We start from the raw sequence: 19,101 nt of genomic DNA, 5'->3' as shown, positions 1-19,101 counted from the left end.
TACACATGTCTATTAGTGGGATTAGAAAAATAAAAATATGATCATAAAATCAAAGTCAGTTGAGTCTAAATTCTCCTATAATACAGTCTGAAGATGACTTTAGAATGTGTTTTATTTGCTCACAATCAGAAGGATTTGAAACAGATATTGCAACAGTTATCGGACTTACAAAACATTCAAAGGTGTTGGTGAACAACACAGTCTCAAACGAAAATCAACCAAAAAATTATTTAACTAATCTTTCACAGTCTACTTCATTTAAGCCAATAGATCCGAAATATCTGATCATGGGATACGCAGATGGACGAGATGAAATTGCTATTAGAAAAGAATACGCTGGTAGCAAAAGGCAGATAAAAATTTATCTATCAAATGGTGGAGATGAATTAATAGATATTAATCTTGGAGATTCTGAAGAAAAGAAATACTACTCATTAAAACCCGAAAATTGGCAAAAGTCATATGTAATTGATTCTCTTGAAAAAATAAATGAATTTATTGATATTGACTTAAAGCTCATTAGCAAAAAAGATGAAGCTGACTATACAATTGTGATATCTCCTTTAGCCGATAATAACTTTCTCTCAGCAGACCCTGAAAGAGGAAAAAGTGGAAATCTTCTGTCTGTAAGTTACCAAGCTGGACTATATACGACAGAAACTAATTTAGATGTCCTTAATCACACTGATTTCAGCAGAAAGATGCAAAAAGCAACTTTCGTTCATGAACTAGGTCACTTACTTGGATTAGAGCACCCATTTGATTTGATTGATGATGATGTACTTGATCCGTATTATCCAGAAAACTTTTCCTATATCAGGACTGAACCATCATTTCCTTATGAATACACACTAATGGGGTGGAATGGTAGCTATGTGGACGATACTAGCTATGAAGATATTTGGTTCAGAAATGCCGACCTTAAATCACTAGAAGTTATATGGGGTAAATCAGAAGTTCAATCTTTTTCAGATAAGAGCTATGACTATAAGTTTTACAATCTAGGAAATGAAGATTATGGAATCAAAAGTGAATCCTCTGAAAATATTGACTCTCTCAGCGGAATAGACCTTTTAAAATTCAATGATAAAAATTTAAATCTTATTAACGACATTAAAGCAACTTTCGATCAAGTCACTGGTTTAAATACCGACTCTGGGAAAATGTTCCGACTATATAACGCATCTTTTAAACGTCTACCTGATCCAGATGGATTACGTTATTGGATTAATAATTTCAGTTCTGGTAAAGATGATGAAAGAGCAGTTGCCTCTTCTTTCTTGGCGTCAGCAGAATTCAAAGAGCGATATGGAGAAAACGTTTCCGATTCAACATATGTCAATACTCTCTATAAAAACGTTCTTGGACGTGATGCTGATACAGGAGGCTTAAATTACTGGTTAGGTCAATTGAATAGTGGAGCAGAAACTCGATACGAAGTTCTGCTTGGCTTCTCTGAATCAGCAGAAAACAAAGCTCTCTTCACTGAAATGACAGGCTTTGGATAACCAATGAAATACTTTTTACTACTCGCTTTAACCACTACTCTTCTCTTCCCCTCCCCATCACAATCAAACAACAATCACTTTGGTGCAGGAGGAGTCTTCGAATTAGATCTAGGCGATAGCGAGATACCTTTGACACCTAAGCAAGAAAGAGAACAAAAGCTTTTAGAAGAGCAGTTAAAGAAGGAAGAGAAGTAATTCATTAGTGAATTAATCAACTACTTCCAAACGTATTCCATTCCCCACAGGATTATGGATTAAAATCGCCTATAGCCGACATTAAGCTACTTTTAGATAGATATAGTCATCTAATCCTATAAACCCCTTAGCAGCGATTTAACGCGGAAGGTCATTATCTCTTTTTCCATGCTGCATCTCTTCTTTTTTGATCCCTGTCTTTCATCCGTTCATATTCTTTCTCAACATCGTCCATAGTTTTTGGAAATCCCATTCGCTTCTCCCATGCTTGGATGTAATCCTTTTTGCAATACTCTAAAACGTGTTCTAGATAACGATCAACGGCATCCACGCACTTAGCTCTCTCATGGATATAAAAAAAGATCTCAGCTAACAACTCAGATCTATTAGTTTGACAATGTATATCGACTTCTCCTACAGCAATATTCCTCGAAGCACCATGATGTAGAACTCTTTCTACTTCATAAGTTCCTTCCGTATTGCTGGGCTGTCTATTTAATACAACAAGACGTGCTGAACCCATATTCAAATAATCAACTAATTAAATTCTAGTCGCTCATAATCTGGTGAATCTTACCGAGGTCTCCCGTATACAGGAGAGCAAGTCGATGGTCTTTGTATACAGGAGAGATAGAGTCGTCATCTATACAGAGAGACAACAAGATCTACTCCATAACTGAATTATTTTGATACGTCACGTATACAGGGAGAAAAGATAAATCCCTACTAAAAATTGATCGACCTATCGGACGTAACTACCCGATCTACCAACCGTGACAGGCGGCGGCTGGTTAGTAAAGAGACAACATTTCTCTACAGGCTGCAGGCTTCTGAGCGTTAGCGAAGAAGTCAATGAGACTCCAAGACGAGGCGTAAGCCGAGGATTGGTAAGTCGAATTGATTACCAACAAGAGGTTCAGCGAACGTAATCTGAATATTACTTATATCCCTTAATTGGATATATCTAATATACGTATTACTGACGTTGAACCTCTTTGTATATATCTATTTACCTTTAACTATTACCTATCATCTATGCGTACTAAAACTGGATTAACTACAAAAGATCAAAAGTTTATTAATTCAACTTGTCGCTCCATTGCGAAGTTAGATCAGCATGGCGTATCTGAACTCGCACTCAGACAACAAATCTATATGCTCGGCTTATTTACCTTCAGGCAATTTTATAAAGCAGGATTCCCAAGTGATTACAAGAATCCAAGCTTGAACAACTTAGCCAGTGTGAGTCGTTAAGAGCTCACCCATGAAACAAGCAATACGAGTAAGGGGCTGGATATCAACGGCAAATCTAATTAATCCTAGGAAATTATTTACTGATGAATTACCAAGGTATTACTTAGCTATTCAGCCAGAAGATTCAATACTTTTTGATGAGCTCGAATATCAAATAGACCGAAGGAAACTTGAAGCTGAAACTCCCTACTCCTCAACAGAGAACGTTGCAGACGAGATCTTCGATGGCTGCGAAGTCATCTTTCAAACCACAATCGAACCAAGGCTAGAGAATGGATTAATGGACATACAGCATGATGATGAATTCATCGGTAAGTTTGTTCAAGTCGTTGGTCATATACAGATTCTTGAAGCTGGCAATGCCATGCTCTCCATGCATATCGTTGAACCTGCATTCAATTCTTTAGATGGGTTTGATCCCACTGCATAAGAAACATTCAATTCACAATCATCAAACAAATGAAAGCATCAACCCATAAGAACAATCTGAAGATTGGTAAAAAGACAATTAGAGATGGGTCTCTTCAAATCAAGTCAAAACAACAAATCCTCACCAAAAAAGATCTTATGTTTAATGGCTGAATCTATTGAAAAACAATTAATTAATACTTGACAACACCTCCTTACCATTGCTAGTACAGATGTACTGCTACAAATACATGGCTCCAACGTCCTCACCCTATGCCGTTTTTCGCGCATCAGATTGGAATTCAGTGGTAGCAGAACCTATTGGATTAAGGCAATGTCTTCGTACCGCACCCAAAAAGTTTTACCCCAAAAGCGTTACAACTCAGAAGAGGAATGGGACTATCTCGAAGAAGACACTCTTAAGCACACACGTTCAGCTAGCGTTTGCATGACATGTCAACATTTCAATTATTGCTGCGACAGGTATTGCAGAACAATTCTTACCTGCCATCTACATCAACGTCTTATTCCGCAAGGAGTACACCTAACTACTAAATGTCCTCTATGGCACAGAAACCATGAGGATAAATTTGGCCTCTGCCCTGAAGCTGCTTAACAAATGAATAAAGATCAACTCGCACAACAAATCTCTCTAGCGATGCATAAGGCTCCTAATGCTCGCTTAGATACTGTTCACTCCTATCTCAATACCTATCAGTGTTTATCCAATTATTTCAAAGAACTTTCTATTGATGATATTGAAGGGATTGCGACCAAGTATGGAGTCAAGGTCTAGTCATTAGTACTCTGACATGTCGTAGGTTCGGTTGTATTGTTGCAATTATCTCCTTATGTGTGGTAGAGATAGAAGTTCGGATTTAACTACCCAACATGGGATCATTAACGATAAAAGTCTCAGCTAAGGCTGAGGCAATGATTGCAACTCTCCAGAAGGAGATCTTTAATCGTAGACGCAAGAAAGTTACTGCAGTGGGTGTAGTAGAAACTCTTGTAGAAAGCGGTGCGAAGTCTCAATCTGATAAGCGTTATGCAGCTTCTTGGAAGAACCTAATCAAGGACATCGAGAAAGCAGCTAAAGCTTCAGAAGTACATGGCAATAAGCCAGCTAACATCTCTGCTGAAGAGTGGGCAATGCTGGTTGCTCACCGTACACGTAAAGGAGCTGCAGCTAAGAAAGCAGTACCTAAGAAGCGTGTAGCAAAGAAAGCAGCTCCTAAGAAGGCAGCAGCTAAGAATACTGTTGCTAAGAAAGCTGTAGTTAAGAAGGCAGCAGCTAAGAATACTGTTGCTAAGAAAGCTGTAGTTAAGAAGGCAGAAGCGGCTCCAGCAGCAGCAAAGCCAAGAAAGGCTAGACGTGCAAAAAGAGCAACTAAAGCAGTAGCTGCTAAGTAGTCTCTCTGTAATAACTAATGATCTTCTGAGCGTTCTCGTCGCTCAAACAGCTAATCCTTGAGTTAGCTGGAATATCTAATAAAACGCAGATGGCAATGATGTCTTCTGCGTTTTTTTGTATCCTCTCGGACAATTCCAGAACTCTTATCAACTTTCCCATTACTCAGAATCGTTGGCATTGTTAGCGATGTCTTCTAGACGCTGCATTTGTTCTTTGGTTTGTGTTGTTCGACTTGGCTTTTTAAAACCAAACCATCCTTGTTCTTTGATCCCTCGTTAATCGCAGCGGTCAACGCACCGAAGAAGAAAGTCCCAATCATTAACATGATTAGTCTTACGGTATCGAAGCTTGTTACGCCTCCTGCTACTGAATTAAGAGGATCTAATGAATCCAATTAAATATAAAACTCTTATCTCTTTTGCTTAATCTCTCCCATGAGCAGTTCTTAAATTACCTGAAAAATTAAATTGAACTCCGTTATTTCCTGATCCTAAATTCTGAATGAGTTTTGACGTAGTGAAACGAGATTGCTTTGCTGCATATAGGGATTTTTCTCCTAAGTTCAAAGTTTGGATAGATCTTTGAGGAGAGGTCTTTTTAGAAACAGGAGTAGCTACAGCCATGCAATTAAATAAATCATATTTATAAGGTAATTATAAAAAGACGAGTTGGATGCCCTTCTTTACGAATCAAGGAATCCATTAGGAAGCTAAGTAGTTCTAATCACTAATAAGCGACTCGAGAGAAAGATTGGATGGTGTCCCGAGGCTGCTTGATCAAATGACAAAAGAACAACTTGCACTCAAGATTGCTAGGTAAATCTACAAAGGGAATAGGAAAGCTAGAGAGCTTTTACGCCTTTAAATATATTAGGAGTTATTTCGCTGATCTTTCTTTGGATGATCTAGAGGATATAGCTGGACAGTATGGAATCAATATTAATTGGTCGAATTTAAAGGCATCTAAACAAGATCCACACCAGACGGAATTGCAGATCTATACACCAAAAGGAAAAAACTACTAAAGCTGTATAAAGCAAGAGAAGCTATGTTGTTGTTCAAGCTGTTGAGAGTCTTTTTCTGATATTGATCGAGACATGACAAAAAAGAAGCTACCACCACACATAGTGCTTAAAGAATCGAAAGAAGTGATTTTCTACTTGGAAAACCCATTGCCTTCAGAAATCACAATTCCTACATGGATGAAATCTTTCCCTGATGAGTACAAAGGAATGATTATGACAAATGCCTGCTTGTTTAAAAAATTAAAGGATCACTCATAAATCGGAATTAATAGCATTTATTGAGAGTTATCTTCTTTCTTTTCAACAGGTTGAACTTCTTCGCCAGGCTGAGTCTCTTCAACAGACTTAGCTTCTTCAACAGACTCAGCTTCTTTGACAGGTTGAACTTCTTCGACAGGCTGAGTCTCTTCAACAGACTTAGCTTCTTCAACAGACTCAGCTTCATTGACAGGTTGAACTTCTTCGACAGGCTGATTCTCTTTAACAGGCTGAACTTCTTCAATTGGTTGATTTCCTTTAAAGAATTCAGAAATTTTGTCGCTAAGTCCCTTTAAAAGATCAGCGATTTTCTGACTTATCTCTTTTAAGTAGTCAGAAAGTTTTTGCAGAAAGTTTTTCATTGATTTAAAACACCTATAAAAATCAGATAACCTTATGAAGATTGCGGACTCATATAAACATTTTTTATACAGAGTGTCACTGGAGGCTAATACTCAAAACAAATGCAGTTGTGCTTTTTTGTCGCTCAAATAATTAATTCGGATACATTAGGCGTTGAGAATAATATTCTTGGTATCTTCTTTACTTACTCTTATATGTCTAATTCGTACTTTTTATTAAATGAATTAACTCACAATATATCTATAAATCGTAGTTAAAAAAAATGACTCTTGAGATTTCAGAAATTGTTCTCGCTAAATCATTTTTAGTCTTAGGCTTGCTTGCGTTTGCTTGTATCGGATTCGCATCGTTAGTTAATCAAAAACAAAAAGGAGCAGCTGTTAAATAAACTTATGCTCTCCTTTTTAATAGAGCATTACCTTCTGAAAAGAGCCAAATAGTTAATCTCCTTTTTTATTATCCTCACCTGAATAAGGTTGAGTCCCTATATCTGGTGGTGGATTATTACCAAAGTCATCAACCAAAGCATCTGCTTCGCTGGTGAATAGTTTGCTGAACCATTGCTTAGTTGCAATGATGGCAGTCCAAATTTTGTCTCTTTTTCTACTCATAACAATATTACTTTTATAGTTTTTTCATTATAAGACAGGTGTTTTTTCTTATTCTCACCTGTTCCAACAGGGTTTAAAAATAGATTAGGAGACAGGGCACGACAGGTATAAAAAACAAGTGCCTGTCTCAAAGGGGGCGACCAAAATCTCGCCCCCTTCTTCATGGCTTTTTTTCTTTGAATTCGTATAAAGCGAACTTGCCAATAATGAGTTCTTCGTACTAACTAGGTATGAAATGTCTATCCATTATCTGCTATAAGATTTGCAGTTACAATGGTTAATTCAAAAGGAAAGACACACGAAGAAACCATAATTGCCAACAATAAACAAGAGGCAATGTGGCAGGCACAGGATTGCAATCCATTCTCAAAAATTATTGAAGCCAATTGGGTTTACAAGTAAGAAATTTCTTAAAGGAAGTCTTCTTCTCATTTTGAATAGCAGTTGTTATCGCTTCCTTCTAATTAAAATTTGATGACAAAACTTTACCAATATCTCCTTTTGCCAGTCCAGTTATATAGCAACCAAATTACGAACCCAACCATAAACAATGGCATAAAGCTATCAATAAATACATAGGCTGCATAGACAATTATGGGGAATAGAATGACGCGTTTGATATTTAATCGTCTTTGATATCTCATTTATTCTGAATCATTGTGATAGGAGGAAAAGAAGCAAATTACAGCGAGAAGAACAAAGGTATTCAAGACAAATGTTTGAAATGGAAAAAATGAATATTCCTCCTCAATCAATTGATTACACGTAATAAATTTTGGCTGTCCAATGTCCGAATTCGAATCTCTAAAAAGATCTGATCCACCAATATAAGCAGAACAAATTTGATTCATTTGCTCGATACGTTGTCGTGCTCCAAAGGTAGTCGTTACGCCAGCGATACAAGCTGAAACAACCAGATAAATGAAAGTTTGCTTGTTGACAAATCTCATACAAACATCATGACTCTTTTTCTAAAGACTCATTACCTCATACCCCCCTCAAGATTTGTTATTGATCATGAGAGAACCATACATCTTATAGCACTGTTACTTTAGTGTCTTCAAAACTATTGCTGCTATTAAGCTCTAAAGCTAATTAGTTTAAACGGCATTAGTTGGTCTGTACTTGCCTCCAAATAAAGCCTAGAAGTAAACCCATCACAATCAAAGGGAAAAGGGCTTTGAGAATTCCTACAGTAATGAGAACACCTAAACCAATCGCTCCATAAACAAGCCATCTAGGAATTGAGCGAACAGCATTCGAGCCAGCATTACTATATGGAGGAATCACTTCAGGATCAATCGACATTGATTTTCTTAGGTCATTAATTTCAAGATAATTCTTCCCAATGATTTGAGTAAATAATTTTACAAATTAGAAAGAACAAAGATAGTAAGTACTAAAAATTAGGAACAGAATCAACTGCTTTTTTTACAGTCTCTTTCACTCCTTCAACAGCCTTCTTCGCTTTATCTTTCAACGTCTCAGAAGCTGATGGAGAAAGTGCCTTGATCTCTTTTTTAATTGCACACTCACGTTCTTCCAGCCATTGACTTTGACGCTCATAAGCTTCATCTAATCTCTTTCTTTGATCAAGAATTGAATCAAGTTCTACCTGATTCTCTTGAAGTTCTAACGTCTTCATCTCGCTATCAGATATGACATATACAGGACTTCTACACACATAACGAGGTGAGAGTAAATATTCGAATGTTGAATACATGGTAATAATGCGAACGACTCTTTAACTATGAGACAAGTTCCCAAAATAAGAGTGCAGTAAGCCGCAATAAATCATTCGGTATCTACACCGAATTTCGGTTTATACCAATTAACCCACAAGCAATAACCGTAAAAATTCAGTTCTTATCACTAAAAATAAACCTAAAAGTTCTTAAGCACGTGAGAAAAGCGGAAATGCACTTGTCAGATGAATTCTTCTTTTTTAAAAGTTCTATTCTGATGCAATCTCTATAGCTATGACTAAATTCTCTGTTATCTACAAATCTTGTAAACGTTTAAAGGATCCCAGAGACAACCAGCATCTGCTTAATAACCACGCCAACAACACAGAAAAGGATTACTCGGCTTAAGACATAAAAGGGGAGGTTATTCATCTAACTTTTAAACAGATCGATCAATCACCAAAACGATAATGTTTACGGACTGCTTTATGAACATCCCATCGACAGTCCATACCTGCGGGGAAGACAACTAAATCACCTGCACCAAACATCACAGGATCTCCTCCTTCAGGAGTAACTGTGACCTCACCCTCAAGCAATAAGCAAGTCTCCTTATCGTCATATGTCCAATCAAAAGAGCTGGCATCACACGTCCAGATTGGCCAGTTTTTAATTCCTAGTTCATCAACGATACTCTCAGGACAAGGAGAGGTGACTGATATAGACAAGAGATAAAAACTTAGTGGACTTCTTTTTTAGCTACTAATAGAAACAGTTGTCTAATAGCTACTCAATTTATGACAAAAATGTTTGAAAGCATATTACGTATGGAGTGAGAATCGAGAGTCCCCCATACCCCCTTCTATTAGCAAGATAATACGTCTTGAAATACTGTTACCTTAGTGTTACCCCTTTAATCTATACTCTTCAAAAGCTTTAGTATAACTGTAGTCTTGAGCTAGGTTGTATAATCGGCATTATTAGAAACATATAATACTACTCTAGTTATAGCAATGCTTTTAAAGCATGCTACTATGATTACCATAAGATTACCAAGTCGTTTCTCAAGCTGAAAAGCTTGTCACTGCGATGGCATCGTTACCAAAAGATTACCAATTGGCTTAAATCTTGCCTAAGAACTCACTAGCGAAGAAAGAAAATATCCTCGATAGAAAAGAGATTCCAGGAGATCCTTATGCATACGTCTACAGAAGAGTAGACAGAAATAATCGTTGGTTCTTATATTACCTTGATGCGGATAAAGGTAATAAACACAGATTCACTCTAAAGAATAAAGATGGGAGTTACCCTCTGCCAACCAAAGGAGGACAAGAAGAAGCTTGGATGCTTGGTGTGGCAAAGTTTATTGAGCTAAAGGCAAAGACTGATCGAGGAGAGGAGATCAAGGCATTAACGTTTGGAAGTATGGTGCATCAGTTCTTAGATAAAGAGAAAAGAAGAATCAGTTCTATTCCTCAAGAGGGTATTACGAAAGAGAGTTATCGGTTAATTGATACGCAGTGTCGTTGGATCAGAGATTATATAAATGACGATAAGAAAGAGATTCATAAGCTCAGGAAGAATACCTTCATGAACTATGAGACCTGGAGAAAAGAAAGAGCTGTTCAATTCAACAAACCCATCCCAAAACAAACAACCATCACAGCTGAGATGTCATGTCTTAGAAGAATGTTTAAACAGATAGCTGTAGACAACAACTTTATGCATCAAGATAATGTTCCATCTATACCTTCTATCAAACAGTCAAAAGATAAGAAGCACAGACGAGATGATCTAACCGCTAAAGAGTGGGAAGAGCTTGAGAGAGTTGCTCGCCTCTACTACATCAAAGGCAAAACAAGGATATTGGATGAGAAGTACACCATCAAAAAAGACAGTCAGGGTAAGTATGAAACCATCTCAAATATTGCTTTCAAAGGACCACGAGGTAAGAAGCAATTAGTGCATAGAGAGTTGTCTTACTTAGCGATGAGAGTATCTATGGATACTGGGATCAGACCAGGCTCAATGCGAAAACTTAAGTGGAAAGACATCAGTGAAAACACAACCATTCCAAAGGAAGAAAGAAAGATCTGGGTGAATATTGATGTGCCAGCTGAGAAGACTAAAACAGGAAGGTCTTATCGAGTAGCCGCTCCCATTGCCAAGTTCTTAGAACGCATAAGAGTCCTGACTAAATACAAAAAGATGGAGGATTACATCTTTGCCAATCAAGACTCAGGTAAACAAATTAGTGAACGCATATGGCAAAACAATCTTTGTGAATTATTAGTTGAAGCCAGACTCGCAGACTGGAGAGAAGACCATGACAGTCAAACCAAAAAGGTCATTGTTCACTCTGGTAAAACACTGACTTGGTATAGCTTCCGCCATACGTATATCACCATGCGTTTGTCTGCAGGCGTTCCACTCCCAACAGTTGCAGCAAACACCGACACGAGCATGAAATATATCCAAGAGCATTACTTCCATTACAGAGCTGATGACTCCACGGAGATCCTTGGTAAAGGTAGAAAGATCAAGCCAGCAGAAGAAAGTCTTAGATGGATTGGATCAAGTTAGATTCACAATCACAATGTCAAAGAACAAGCTGAACTCGGAACAACGATTCATTAGAAATCTCCTTATTGGATTTTTCTCAGCACTATTTATTGTCTTTGTAATAGCGATGATTGCGCTCTTCCAGACATTGACTACTTATCCAAGTACGCCTGATCTACCAACAGTCACCATACAAAAATGCTACGACGGAGATACATGTACAACTACAGAAGGAGAAAAGATCCGACTCGCTTGTATAAATACTCCTGAGTTAAGAGGTAAGAAGGCTGATCCAATTCCTGCAAAAGCAGCAAGAGATTATCTAAATGATCTAGTTGCTGGATCAACAGTCACTATCAGAAGAATTACTGAAGATCGATATGGAAGAACAGTCGCTGAATTATCCAAAGGTCCTATGAATATTCAAGAACACCTAGTTGAAAAAAGCTTTGCGAGTATCTATGAAAGGTATTCAAGTCAATGTGAGTGGAGCATTGCTAATGACTAATTCTTGGGATGCTTACTACGACGCTTTTAAAACTCTCTTTAAAGATGAAGATGGTGAGGAAGCAACGTTCGATGAAGAGCATTCTTTAGATATTGATTTATTCATTGAGCACGAAGATAAACTTATTTCTCTTGGATATAAAAAAAAGGTTCCAAAAGATGGGAAGTATTCAATGTATGAGTTAGATGATGGGGAGTATTACAAGTTTGATGAAGATGGACATCTCACACTTAGTTTTGGACTTCCTTGGACATTTTATGAAATTGATGATTTTGATGAGAAAGCCCATAAGCTTTTAGGTTTTAAAAAAGAATGTATTAAAGAATCTGCATGTAATGGTTGAGCTATGACTGAGCCATCTATAATTGAAATTATCAAAAGTTCTTATGACTTAGAGGCATGTGAACTTATAAGAGCTAAAGGATGTGTGAGTGGTGCTTGTAATAAACACAATGACATCAAATCAACTAACAAGTTATTTGATCATATAAGTGGTGAGGATATCACAAGCTTTTTAGAGGAAATTATAAATAGCCGTGACGTTACTGATAGATATATCGAAATTGCACACGCATGTGGATCAACCTTGGAAGATCGTTATGAGATTGAAAGAGAATATAACAAGCTTTTTACCAATTCTAATAATAAGGAAGAACTTTATGGTGCAGTTGATCCTGAGGAAGTGTTATGGGTAATGGAAAAGACACTTAATAAACCACAACTAGAAGAATTTAAAAAAAATCTGATTTGGATGTTAATCGAATATTCAACCGATCTTATTCTTGATGAACATGAGGAGTCTTCAACCGAGAAAATCAAACGGAAAGAACAGAGAACTGCTGCTGAATATCTAGATAGTGGATGCGACAAGGACGATCAAAAAGACTCAAAAGGAGCAATAGAGGATTACTCAAAAGCAATAGAACTCAATCCCAACTATGCAGAGGCATATGCAAATCGTGGATGTGCAAAAGAAGAGTTGGGTGATAAAGGAGGTGCTATTTCTGATTGGCAAAAGGCAGCAGATCTTGGTGATGAAGAAGCAGCAAAGTGGATAGAAGAGTTAAGAGCAAAGAATCCAAAAATAACAACAGATAAGAATGTTTTTACTCAATTAATCAATTACGACCTTCAAAAGGATTATGTGGACAAACTTAGTGAAGAAGAAAAGTTAGAACTTTTTAGGGGGTTAACCTGGGAGATTGAAAAAATTGCTGATAAAAACTGGAATAGTGAAGAGAATTACACTGAGGAATTTATGGTTAATTGGATAACTAATAGTTATGCAAAAGAAGTCTTAACACCATTTGAAAATGCTTTAGATGCAGAAGATGAAGATGATGAATATGAACCTTGGGATGATCATCTACTGATCTTTACCTTCAATGAGAAGTTCAAAGACTTTGATGATTATGAGGTGGAAGCATATCAAATTAATGAGGAAGATAATCAAATATCTTTTCAATGTCCTTCTTTCTGGTTGGATGTTCCAAGAGAATTTTTAATCTCTTGGGCTCTAGAGTTTTATGAGATTGAGGCAAAGTTTGTTGAAGATATGACGATGTATGGGTAATTAGATATGACTCTCTTCCTTGCAGTATTCATCCCAATAGCAATCTTGGGATTTCTCTATCTCTTCATCATTGAAAACAATGGTCTTCCAGACTGGATGGCAAGAGCATCTCGGAATAGTAGTTCGATTTGGACCTATGGAATTATCACAATCACATCTCTCTCAATCATTAAATTCCTAGCGTCTCGTTGAGACAAGGCTCAACTTGCTTAACATAAAAAGCTTGTCATACCAACGTTAAACAGGAATTACAACTTTTACACAACGAAACGGCTGCGTCTCAAGCTGGAATCATGTCATATATCGCAATGAGAATTGAAGACTATTTCTAGTCAATCTAGTTTTGTAGAAATAAGCATATACTTCGATGGCTAAAGAGGAATGGGCTGTCTCAGGTACATATTTACTCAAGGCACTGAATGATCTTAAGGAGCAGGGACACAACGAGCAAATATTCCCAGAACTTCTCGGTTATTGCGATGACAAAGACTTAAGTGAAGCAGTAGAAGCAGCAAAGAAAATTCCTGCAAAAAAGCTAACACCTACAAGGTCTCACTCAGATCTAAATAATCCTGACTTTAATTTCATACCAGACTTTTTCGTAATAAATGATTTTTTAGCTCACACGCTTTATGAAGAAGCTATCGTATTCATGACAAAAGAATATTTTGACAAACATCATGAAGATGATGATTGGGGATACGATTTGGACTGGGAAGAACTAGAGGAAGATGAAGACAGTTATGTTTATAGCAAAATAGGTAAAGAGGCTTTTGATGCTTTTGATAAGCCAATGGTCGCTACTTTTATTGATCGATTGATCTATGCAGATGGTGAACCAGTCGAATTTGATGACATATTGGAGCACAATGGGAATCTAAAAAAACATTTTTTAGATTTAGATAATTCCTTTTGGTATGGCAAATCATTTGTAGCCCAGAGGTATTCAGGAGTTAGCACGCCTTATGGGATACAGGATAATTAAGAAAAAAAAGAGTAAATGATCAATCTAAAAAAAGTCACAACTATCAGATTACCAGCTTCCATTGATTTAGGACTCCCTTGGGTAGGCGTTTGGAATATGAGAAATGAAAAAGAAATTGTGTTATCACATATTCCAAGGAGTATTTGCAATGAGTGAATTAACCAGTGAAGAAAAAGCTAAAAAGTATCTCGAGCTAGCTGATGAAGTTGATCCAGTGAATTTCTTTGATAAGTATCCAGAGGTATTTGAGGCTTATCAACAAGGCTTAGATAATGCAGCTGAAAACTATGTAGAAATACTCTCCGTTGATGAGGGTAGGGATTTTATTGCTTATGAATACAAAGAAAAAATCCTGACAGACGAGCGCACGAGTCTTCCCGATGAATTTAAAGAGATAGCTTTTGAAATGATTCTTGATGATATAGAGCTTAATGGTTGGTCTGAAAATGATGGCTACGAAGCTGGTTCCTTTAAACATGCAGAGCGAAATTTACCTCGTAATACAAACAAGACAGGGAAAGGACTCAAAAGCTACTGGCAATATTGGGAAGAGCAATTCGATCAATTAACTGAAGAAGAGGCAGAATTAGCTGATGGGAGAGCATGGAGTGAGAACTGTGATGAATATTTGAATATTGTTCTAAAGGGAGAATCAGAGAAATATTTAGGACAGCTTGGTTTTTATGAGGCTAACGATGTTGATGACGATGGTTTTGTTTTTAAAGTATTTGAGGGAGAGGTTTTTATTGAACTAGACGTACCATATAACAAAAATGAAATTGATGATTTCGAAGAGAAAGCACTTGAATTACTAGGCATAGATGAAGACTGGATTATTTCTATAAATTAATGAACAACCTGACAAAAATCACAACTATAGGATTACCAGCTGCGATTGGCTTAGGACTCGCATGGGTAGGCGTTCAGATTATGAAAAATGAAAAAAGGCTTGCAACAAGAGAAATGGAATTACGACTTCAACTCGATGCAAAGGCAATTAAGGGTTTATAAATGAAACGTTTCATACCACTCGCCCTATTCTCTACTCTTTTCTTCCCTACCCCATCACAATCAGACACAAATCACTTTGGTGCAGGAGGAGTCTTCGAATTAGATCTAGGCGATAGCGAGATACCTTTGACACCGAAGCAAGAAAGAGAACAAAAGCTTTTAGAAGAGCAGGTGACGAAGAAAAGACAACAATCACTAGATCAATAATCTTGCTTTGAGGATTGGCTTTTGTTTTAAAAATATCCAAACTTAAAAAGTAAATAATGTCAGAAAAGCAATTACTACACGAAATAAATTCAAGTCGAGAAGCAACAGAAGAAATTAGGAAACAAGTTCTCCAAGCAAAGCAGAAAGGTTATTTCAGCAGCACAGAATTTGGAAGACATTTCCTAAGTATCTTCGTTCCCGATTTCGCGAAAGAACTTCTCCAAACAACAAGCAAAACAGCTTGGGGAAGAGCAACAACTACAAATATTGTTGTGGCATATCCATTGATGCAGGATGCAATCTCATTGCTTGATCCTGAAGGATATATCCTCTCAGTTATCTGTCTAAAATCAATCCTTGATAGCTTTGGAGTTTGTAAGTACGACTTACCCAGAACAGCAGAAGCGGCAAGCTTTATTGGTAGAAGAATAGAGGATGAACTGAGAACCAATTACTACATCGAGGTAGCCCCAGAGTCGCCTGTGACAGCTCTAATTAAAGAGTTGGACACCAAAGGTTCCAACCCTCACTTCAGGCAATACGGAGGCAAAAAGACCATCGAAAAACTACTGAAGGAGGGAGGCTGGAAAGGAGACGACCTTTATCCAGATTGGACAAACCAACAGAGTCAAAGAGTAGGTCTATTTGTTTTAGACGTAGCCTTGAAGCTTCAGTTCATCTCAAAATCTACAAAGCAACTCACACCTAATAAGAAGCAAAGTTTTCTTCAACTATCACCAGAACTAGAAGCTCACTTCGCTCATTATCAAGCTGAGTTAGAAGCAATTAGCGTTAAAACTCATCCGTTAATTGAGGTACCAATTGATTGGGAATATGAGGTTGGAGCATCTTGCAAAAACTACACTGGCGGCTACTACCACCAATGGATCAGACAACTTAATCCGCTTGGTCGTAATGGATCTAAAAGCGAATTTGGAAATGATGCAATCAATCTCTTAAACACACTCAACAAGACATCATGGATCATTGATCAAGACATTCTCAATGTTGCAAGTAAGGCACTTGAAAGAGGATCAACAATCGGTTCCTTGAATGCCATCAAAAGAAGTGAAGTTCTTGATCAGGAGATGCCTGAGCGAATTAAGCAACTAGAACCAACAGATATCGAAAGAGTTGACTGGAGAAAAATGAGAGCAGTTGCCTATACAAAACTTGCTGAATCAAAAGAAAAGAGCGTCAGATCAAGACGCGTTATCTCACTAGCTAATAGATACCAAAAAGAAGCTCGCTTCTACTTGAGTTGGAGCTGTGATTCAAGAGGAAGAATGTACAGCCAACAATCATTTCTCCATCCACAATCGAGTGATCTTGAGCGTGCCATCATCAGCTTTGAAGAAGGCTGCAAACTAAATAAGAGAGGAGAAGAGTATGCAGCTCAAGCAGTCGGTGCGGCATTTATTGGGAGCAAAGTCTCGTATGAAGAAAGAAGCAAATGGACTTACAACAATAAAGAGCTCATTCAAGAGATAACTAAAGATCCACTCAAGATGAACGAGCATTGGGAAAGCTGTGATGAACCTTGGCAGTTCTTACAACTCGCATATGAATTCAATAAAGTTTGTTTCCTTAGGGAAACAAATGAATGGAAAGTAGGAATAGGAGCTGACTCAACTGCCTCTGGTCTTCAGCTATTAAGTGCAATGAGAAGAGATCCAAAAGGGATGAAGTTTACCAATCTCTTAGCACCTGATCATCCCGAAGATCCTCCGCAAGATGCCTACAAAGAAGTCTTGAGAATTGCTCGAGAAATAGTCTCACAAGACCCAGCGACCGAATGGCTTGCAGAGTATTTAGTAAAAAGAGAGCTAGGGAAAAAGATTCTGATGAAAGCAGTGTATGGAGCAACATTGCAAACCTACAGATCCGACATCAAACAGTTCTTCATCGATGAAGGCTTATTCCCTGACACCATCAGCTACAAACCACACATTGAATACATCACGAGTGTCTTAGATAAAGCTTCAAGAGAAGTATTCCCTATGGCATTTGAAAGCTTGAGATGGATTAAAGATTTATATAAACAAGCTCGAAAGAATGGATCACAATCAATCCAATGGACTACACCTAACCAAGACAAGATCCATTTGTCTAAAAATAAGATTGATGTCGTGCAGGTCAGAACAACTCACCTAGGCAAAGTGACACTCGGCATCGGTGAAGGTAAGAGACCTGATTACAAAGCCATTGAAAAAGCTTTAGCACCATCATTTGTACATAGCTATGACGCTGCTGTTCTTAAATCATCCTTCCAAGATTGGATGCAACCAATCGCATTGATTCATGACTGCTTAAAAGTACTTCCGAACGATATGGACAAAGCAAAAGAAAGGATTAGGCATGGATTCGTTCACACATGCAGCGGGGATCCTTTATCGAAACTAGCTGATGATTTAAATGTTCAACCAGAGCAATTGCCTCGTTTAAGGCAAGGTTCAGGTGATCTTTTAGAGGTTTTCAAGTCGAGTTACATGTTCAATTGAGCTTGAAATTAGCTTGTTTTTGCTAAAATCAACATTTTGTAATAAAAAATCAGACCAAACCATGATCTGAGCAAATCCACTGCACTACAGCCAGTTTCAGAAGAATATAGGAAGGAAATCTTGGTGTTTTATAAACTTCTGGGCTTAGAAGTTTCCGGAAGTAGTTGCTTTTTTCTTTCTGGATGATGTATAAATAGTTCATACAAACAAACAAGCTTATGCTTACCACAAAACACTTCGGATCTCGCATCCAACAAAGAGGCATTCTTCAATCAACCATTGAGATGGCTCAACGCTACGGATTCCCAAAAGGGGAAAAAATAGTTTTAGGAACAAAGCAAATTGATTCCGCTATTAAAGATCTTGACCAAGGGAAAAAAGACTTGGAGCAAGAGAAGAAATGCTTGGACAAAGAGAAGAAAAATCTACTCAAGGCTCGTGACCAGGGTGGGATTGTCGTAGTCCAAAGGAATGGAGCATTTATTACCGCTTATCGCGTTGACTCTTACGTCAGGGGTTATGGAAAATGATTACAAAAGGCAAACTTGTAAAAACATTATTCCGCTTCAAGCAAGTACGCGGTACCGGAGTAATCGTAAGAATGAATGTGAGAGGCAAGGAGACGGATGTCATTGCTTATGAAAAAGACTTCCCTTGTGGACTCTTAGCAAGCAAAAGTTTTCTTATTGGTAAAGATCTAGAAATCCAATTCTCTCCTCAAATAAATAGTCGTTCAAAGATTCGCTACGAGCTATTGAAATGGGGTAATCAAAGTGATCAAATACGACTCGGAATCATCAATCACTTGATCACCGGAATAGCTAAAGCTTGCATACAGGAAATTCCTTGGGAAAAGGATTTAAACGAGGAGCCTTCCAAAGATCTAGAGATTCGGAAACAACTTGAAAGGATTTACTTAGGGAAAGATAGCACCCAAATTAGTCAGGAAGATTCCCTAAATAACAAAGGCATTGAGGAGAATCAATAAATGGCTAGAAATCACGGAAACAAAAAGTACGTGCAGCTTTTGCTCG

General features: G+C 37.6%; 32 protein-coding genes. 23 read left to right on the top strand and 9 right to left on the bottom strand.

The features are described 5' to 3' along the window. The first annotated feature begins 59 nt into the window (after positions 1-59). Together AC6EI2_RS08330 and AC6EI2_RS08325 are read left to right on the top strand one after the other, a co-directional pair. Entirely contained in the window at positions 60-1,508 is a 1,449-nt protein-coding gene (locus AC6EI2_RS08330) for a DUF4214 domain-containing protein (RefSeq protein ID WP_498461885.1), read from the top strand. A 3-nt stretch (positions 1,509-1,511) separates the two neighbouring features. After that, entirely contained in the window at positions 1,512-1,703 is a 192-nt protein-coding gene (locus AC6EI2_RS08325; RefSeq protein WP_498461884.1) for a hypothetical protein, read from the top strand. 154 nt (positions 1,704-1,857) lie between these two features. On the opposite strand, the gene AC6EI2_RS08320 is transcribed toward AC6EI2_RS08325, so the two are convergent. Then, complete coding sequence (locus tag AC6EI2_RS08320; protein WP_498461883.1) at positions 1,858-2,226, bottom strand: hypothetical protein; 369 nt, start codon at positions 2,224-2,226, stop codon at positions 1,858-1,860. 250 nt (positions 2,227-2,476) lie between these two features. Here AC6EI2_RS08320 and AC6EI2_RS08315 point away from each other — a divergent pair, with 250 nt between their 5' ends. The 6 genes from AC6EI2_RS08315 to AC6EI2_RS08290 all read left to right on the top strand — a co-directional run bounded on the left by AC6EI2_RS08315 (position 2,477) and on the right by AC6EI2_RS08290 (position 4,778). Beyond that, positions 2,477-2,632 (top strand): hypothetical protein, encoded by a 156-nt coding sequence (locus AC6EI2_RS08315; protein ID WP_498461882.1) that lies wholly within the window; start codon positions 2,477-2,479, stop codon positions 2,630-2,632. 106 nt (positions 2,633-2,738) lie between these two features. After that, complete coding sequence (locus AC6EI2_RS08310; RefSeq protein WP_498461881.1) at positions 2,739-2,957, top strand: hypothetical protein; 219 nt, start codon at positions 2,739-2,741, stop codon at positions 2,955-2,957. Positions 2,958-2,967: 10 nt separating this feature from the next. Continuing rightward, the gene (locus AC6EI2_RS08305) at positions 2,968-3,387 is read left to right on the top strand and encodes a hypothetical protein (RefSeq protein ID WP_498461880.1); all 420 of its coding nucleotides are present in this window, start codon (positions 2,968-2,970) and stop codon (positions 3,385-3,387) included. Positions 3,388-3,699: 312 nt separating this feature from the next. After that, on the top strand, positions 3,700-3,981 hold the full coding sequence (locus tag AC6EI2_RS08300; RefSeq protein WP_498461879.1) for a galactose oxidase: 282 nt from the start codon (positions 3,700-3,702) through the stop codon (positions 3,979-3,981). Positions 3,982-3,984: 3 nt separating this feature from the next. After that, positions 3,985-4,161, top strand: a complete 177-nt coding sequence (locus AC6EI2_RS08295; protein WP_498461878.1) for a hypothetical protein — start codon at positions 3,985-3,987, stop codon at positions 4,159-4,161. A 95-nt stretch (positions 4,162-4,256) separates the two neighbouring features. Next, positions 4,257-4,778, top strand: coding sequence for a hypothetical protein (locus AC6EI2_RS08290; RefSeq protein WP_498461877.1), 522 nt, complete (start codon positions 4,257-4,259; stop codon positions 4,776-4,778). On the opposite strand, the gene AC6EI2_RS08285 is transcribed toward AC6EI2_RS08290, so the two are convergent. Continuing rightward, positions 4,771-4,938 carry a translation initiation factor IF-2 N-terminal domain-containing protein gene (locus tag AC6EI2_RS08285; protein ID WP_498461876.1) on the bottom strand — a complete coding sequence of 56 codons (168 nt, stop codon included), beginning with the start codon at positions 4,936-4,938 and terminating at the stop codon, positions 4,771-4,773. The two genes, AC6EI2_RS08290 and AC6EI2_RS08285, sit on opposite strands and share 8 nt — an antisense overlap. Before the next feature lie 263 nt (positions 4,939-5,201). Further along, positions 5,202-5,402, bottom strand: coding sequence for a hypothetical protein (locus tag AC6EI2_RS08280; protein WP_498461875.1), 201 nt, complete (start codon positions 5,400-5,402; stop codon positions 5,202-5,204). Positions 5,403-5,875: 473 nt separating this feature from the next. Between AC6EI2_RS08280 and AC6EI2_RS08275 the strand changes: the two genes are divergently transcribed. After that, positions 5,876-6,061, top strand: a complete 186-nt coding sequence (locus AC6EI2_RS08275; protein WP_498461874.1) for a hypothetical protein — start codon at positions 5,876-5,878, stop codon at positions 6,059-6,061. A 17-nt stretch (positions 6,062-6,078) separates the two neighbouring features. Here the strand turns inward: AC6EI2_RS08275 and AC6EI2_RS08270 are convergent, their stop codons facing one another. Beyond that, complete coding sequence (locus tag AC6EI2_RS08270) at positions 6,079-6,423, bottom strand: hypothetical protein (protein WP_498461873.1); 345 nt, start codon at positions 6,421-6,423, stop codon at positions 6,079-6,081. Between the two features lie 263 nt (positions 6,424-6,686). Here AC6EI2_RS08270 and AC6EI2_RS08265 point away from each other — a divergent pair, with 263 nt between their 5' ends. Continuing rightward, positions 6,687-6,812 carry a hypothetical protein gene (locus tag AC6EI2_RS08265; RefSeq protein WP_498461872.1) on the top strand — a complete coding sequence of 42 codons (126 nt, stop codon included), beginning with the start codon at positions 6,687-6,689 and terminating at the stop codon, positions 6,810-6,812. A gap of 52 nt (positions 6,813-6,864) precedes the next feature. On the opposite strand, the gene AC6EI2_RS08260 is transcribed toward AC6EI2_RS08265, so the two are convergent. Continuing rightward, positions 6,865-7,035, bottom strand: a complete 171-nt coding sequence (locus tag AC6EI2_RS08260; RefSeq protein WP_498461871.1) for a hypothetical protein — start codon at positions 7,033-7,035, stop codon at positions 6,865-6,867. 273 nt (positions 7,036-7,308) lie between these two features. On the opposite strand from AC6EI2_RS08260, the gene AC6EI2_RS08255 reads away from it, so the two are divergent. Further along, the gene (locus tag AC6EI2_RS08255) at positions 7,309-7,437 is read left to right on the top strand and encodes a hypothetical protein (RefSeq protein ID WP_498461870.1); all 129 of its coding nucleotides are present in this window, start codon (positions 7,309-7,311) and stop codon (positions 7,435-7,437) included. A 242-nt stretch (positions 7,438-7,679) separates the two neighbouring features. Here the strand turns inward: AC6EI2_RS08255 and AC6EI2_RS08250 are convergent, their stop codons facing one another. The 4 genes from AC6EI2_RS08250 to AC6EI2_RS08235 form a co-directional block, all read right to left on the bottom strand. After that, positions 7,680-7,985 carry a hypothetical protein gene (locus tag AC6EI2_RS08250; protein WP_498461869.1) on the bottom strand — a complete coding sequence of 102 codons (306 nt, stop codon included), beginning with the start codon at positions 7,983-7,985 and terminating at the stop codon, positions 7,680-7,682. Positions 7,986-8,145: 160 nt separating this feature from the next. Continuing rightward, on the bottom strand, positions 8,146-8,343 hold the full coding sequence (locus AC6EI2_RS08245) for a hypothetical protein (RefSeq protein ID WP_498461868.1): 198 nt from the start codon (positions 8,341-8,343) through the stop codon (positions 8,146-8,148). 91 nt (positions 8,344-8,434) lie between these two features. Continuing rightward, the gene (locus AC6EI2_RS08240) at positions 8,435-8,758 is read right to left on the bottom strand and encodes a hypothetical protein (protein WP_498461867.1); all 324 of its coding nucleotides are present in this window, start codon (positions 8,756-8,758) and stop codon (positions 8,435-8,437) included. Between the two features lie 414 nt (positions 8,759-9,172). Then, complete coding sequence (locus AC6EI2_RS08235; protein ID WP_498461866.1) at positions 9,173-9,448, bottom strand: cupin domain-containing protein; 276 nt, start codon at positions 9,446-9,448, stop codon at positions 9,173-9,175. A 400-nt stretch (positions 9,449-9,848) separates the two neighbouring features. On the opposite strand from AC6EI2_RS08235, the gene AC6EI2_RS08230 reads away from it, so the two are divergent. From AC6EI2_RS08230 to AC6EI2_RS08175, 12 genes are all read left to right on the top strand, one after another. Next, a complete protein-coding gene (locus AC6EI2_RS08230) occupies positions 9,849-11,303 on the top strand; it encodes a tyrosine-type recombinase/integrase (RefSeq protein ID WP_498461865.1) in 1,455 nt (484 codons plus the stop codon). 106 nt (positions 11,304-11,409) lie between these two features. Further along, entirely contained in the window at positions 11,410-11,790 is a 381-nt protein-coding gene (locus AC6EI2_RS08225; RefSeq protein WP_498461864.1) for a thermonuclease family protein, read from the top strand. After that, positions 11,783-12,133, top strand: coding sequence for a hypothetical protein (locus AC6EI2_RS08220; protein WP_498461863.1), 351 nt, complete (start codon positions 11,783-11,785; stop codon positions 12,131-12,133). The genes AC6EI2_RS08225 and AC6EI2_RS08220 overlap by 8 nt, the downstream gene beginning before the upstream one ends. Before the next feature lie 3 nt (positions 12,134-12,136). Then, positions 12,137-13,363 carry a tetratricopeptide repeat protein gene (locus tag AC6EI2_RS08215; protein WP_498461862.1) on the top strand — a complete coding sequence of 409 codons (1,227 nt, stop codon included), beginning with the start codon at positions 12,137-12,139 and terminating at the stop codon, positions 13,361-13,363. Positions 13,364-13,369: 6 nt separating this feature from the next. After that, positions 13,370-13,555, top strand: a complete 186-nt coding sequence (locus AC6EI2_RS08210; protein ID WP_498461861.1) for a hypothetical protein — start codon at positions 13,370-13,372, stop codon at positions 13,553-13,555. 175 nt (positions 13,556-13,730) lie between these two features. Beyond that, positions 13,731-14,348, top strand: a complete 618-nt coding sequence (locus AC6EI2_RS08205) for a hypothetical protein (protein ID WP_498461860.1) — start codon at positions 13,731-13,733, stop codon at positions 14,346-14,348. Positions 14,349-14,451: 103 nt separating this feature from the next. Next, complete coding sequence (locus AC6EI2_RS08200; RefSeq protein ID WP_498461859.1) at positions 14,452-15,198, top strand: hypothetical protein; 747 nt, start codon at positions 14,452-14,454, stop codon at positions 15,196-15,198. After that, a complete protein-coding gene (locus AC6EI2_RS08195; RefSeq protein WP_498461858.1) occupies positions 15,198-15,359 on the top strand; it encodes a hypothetical protein in 162 nt (53 codons plus the stop codon). The genes AC6EI2_RS08200 and AC6EI2_RS08195 overlap by 1 nt, the downstream gene beginning before the upstream one ends. Next, positions 15,360-15,566 (top strand): hypothetical protein, encoded by a 207-nt coding sequence (locus AC6EI2_RS08190; RefSeq protein ID WP_498461857.1) that lies wholly within the window; start codon positions 15,360-15,362, stop codon positions 15,564-15,566. 56 nt (positions 15,567-15,622) lie between these two features. Further along, on the top strand, positions 15,623-18,067 hold the full coding sequence (locus tag AC6EI2_RS08185) for a DNA-directed RNA polymerase (protein ID WP_498461856.1): 2,445 nt from the start codon (positions 15,623-15,625) through the stop codon (positions 18,065-18,067). Between the two features lie 218 nt (positions 18,068-18,285). Further along, positions 18,286-18,597: a hypothetical protein gene (locus AC6EI2_RS08180; protein WP_498461855.1), complete on the top strand. Its 312-nt coding sequence runs from the start codon at positions 18,286-18,288 to the stop codon at positions 18,595-18,597. After that, positions 18,594-19,055: a hypothetical protein gene (locus AC6EI2_RS08175; RefSeq protein WP_498461854.1), complete on the top strand. Its 462-nt coding sequence runs from the start codon at positions 18,594-18,596 to the stop codon at positions 19,053-19,055. Before AC6EI2_RS08180 ends, AC6EI2_RS08175 begins: the two co-directional genes overlap by 4 nt. The last annotated feature ends 46 nt before the right edge of the window (positions 19,056-19,101 follow it).

It is taken from the genome of Prochlorococcus sp. MIT2302 (assembly GCF_059772385.1).
The sequence above is the reverse complement of the archived record's forward strand: the minus strand, read 5'-3'. Positions and strand labels throughout refer to the sequence as shown.

Coding starts and splice junctions, on each gene's coding strand:
- AC6EI2_RS08320 (WP_498461883.1), bottom strand. CDS start 2,226: ATGGGTTCAGCACGTCTTGTTGTATTAAATAGACAGCCCAGCAATACG.
- AC6EI2_RS08290 (WP_498461877.1), top strand. CDS start 4,257: ATGGGATCATTAACGATAAAAGTCTCAGCTAAGGCTGAGGCAATGATT.
- AC6EI2_RS08175 (WP_498461854.1), top strand. CDS start 18,594: ATGATTACAAAAGGCAAACTTGTAAAAACATTATTCCGCTTCAAGCAA.
- AC6EI2_RS08310 (WP_498461881.1), top strand. CDS start 2,739: ATGCGTACTAAAACTGGATTAACTACAAAAGATCAAAAGTTTATTAAT.
- AC6EI2_RS08300 (WP_498461879.1), top strand. CDS start 3,700: ATGTCTTCGTACCGCACCCAAAAAGTTTTACCCCAAAAGCGTTACAAC.
- AC6EI2_RS08190 (WP_498461857.1), top strand. CDS start 15,360: ATGAAACGTTTCATACCACTCGCCCTATTCTCTACTCTTTTCTTCCCT.
- AC6EI2_RS08260 (WP_498461871.1), bottom strand. CDS start 7,035: ATGAGTAGAAAAAGAGACAAAATTTGGACTGCCATCATTGCAACTAAG.
- AC6EI2_RS08270 (WP_498461873.1), bottom strand. CDS start 6,423: ATGAAAAACTTTCTGCAAAAACTTTCTGACTACTTAAAAGAGATAAGT.
- AC6EI2_RS08215 (WP_498461862.1), top strand. CDS start 12,137: ATGACTGAGCCATCTATAATTGAAATTATCAAAAGTTCTTATGACTTA.
- AC6EI2_RS08220 (WP_498461863.1), top strand. CDS start 11,783: ATGACTAATTCTTGGGATGCTTACTACGACGCTTTTAAAACTCTCTTT.
- AC6EI2_RS08225 (WP_498461864.1), top strand. CDS start 11,410: ATGATTGCGCTCTTCCAGACATTGACTACTTATCCAAGTACGCCTGAT.
- AC6EI2_RS08265 (WP_498461872.1), top strand. CDS start 6,687: ATGACTCTTGAGATTTCAGAAATTGTTCTCGCTAAATCATTTTTAGTC.
- AC6EI2_RS08250 (WP_498461869.1), bottom strand. CDS start 7,985: ATGAGATTTGTCAACAAGCAAACTTTCATTTATCTGGTTGTTTCAGCT.
- AC6EI2_RS08275 (WP_498461874.1), top strand. CDS start 5,876: ATGACAAAAAAGAAGCTACCACCACACATAGTGCTTAAAGAATCGAAA.
- AC6EI2_RS08180 (WP_498461855.1), top strand. CDS start 18,286: ATGCTTACCACAAAACACTTCGGATCTCGCATCCAACAAAGAGGCATT.
- AC6EI2_RS08255 (WP_498461870.1), top strand. CDS start 7,309: ATGGTTAATTCAAAAGGAAAGACACACGAAGAAACCATAATTGCCAAC.
- AC6EI2_RS08210 (WP_498461861.1), top strand. CDS start 13,370: ATGACTCTCTTCCTTGCAGTATTCATCCCAATAGCAATCTTGGGATTT.
- AC6EI2_RS08195 (WP_498461858.1), top strand. CDS start 15,198: ATGAACAACCTGACAAAAATCACAACTATAGGATTACCAGCTGCGATT.
- AC6EI2_RS08200 (WP_498461859.1), top strand. CDS start 14,452: ATGAAAAAGAAATTGTGTTATCACATATTCCAAGGAGTATTTGCAATG.
- AC6EI2_RS08305 (WP_498461880.1), top strand. CDS start 2,968: ATGAAACAAGCAATACGAGTAAGGGGCTGGATATCAACGGCAAATCTA.
- AC6EI2_RS08205 (WP_498461860.1), top strand. CDS start 13,731: ATGGCTAAAGAGGAATGGGCTGTCTCAGGTACATATTTACTCAAGGCA.
- AC6EI2_RS08295 (WP_498461878.1), top strand. CDS start 3,985: ATGAATAAAGATCAACTCGCACAACAAATCTCTCTAGCGATGCATAAG.
- AC6EI2_RS08245 (WP_498461868.1), bottom strand. CDS start 8,343: ATGTCGATTGATCCTGAAGTGATTCCTCCATATAGTAATGCTGGCTCG.
- AC6EI2_RS08280 (WP_498461875.1), bottom strand. CDS start 5,402: ATGGCTGTAGCTACTCCTGTTTCTAAAAAGACCTCTCCTCAAAGATCT.
- AC6EI2_RS08325 (WP_498461884.1), top strand. CDS start 1,512: ATGAAATACTTTTTACTACTCGCTTTAACCACTACTCTTCTCTTCCCC.
- AC6EI2_RS08285 (WP_498461876.1), bottom strand. CDS start 4,938: ATGGGAAAGTTGATAAGAGTTCTGGAATTGTCCGAGAGGATACAAAAA.
- AC6EI2_RS08185 (WP_498461856.1), top strand. CDS start 15,623: ATGTCAGAAAAGCAATTACTACACGAAATAAATTCAAGTCGAGAAGCA.
- AC6EI2_RS08240 (WP_498461867.1), bottom strand. CDS start 8,758: ATGTATTCAACATTCGAATATTTACTCTCACCTCGTTATGTGTGTAGA.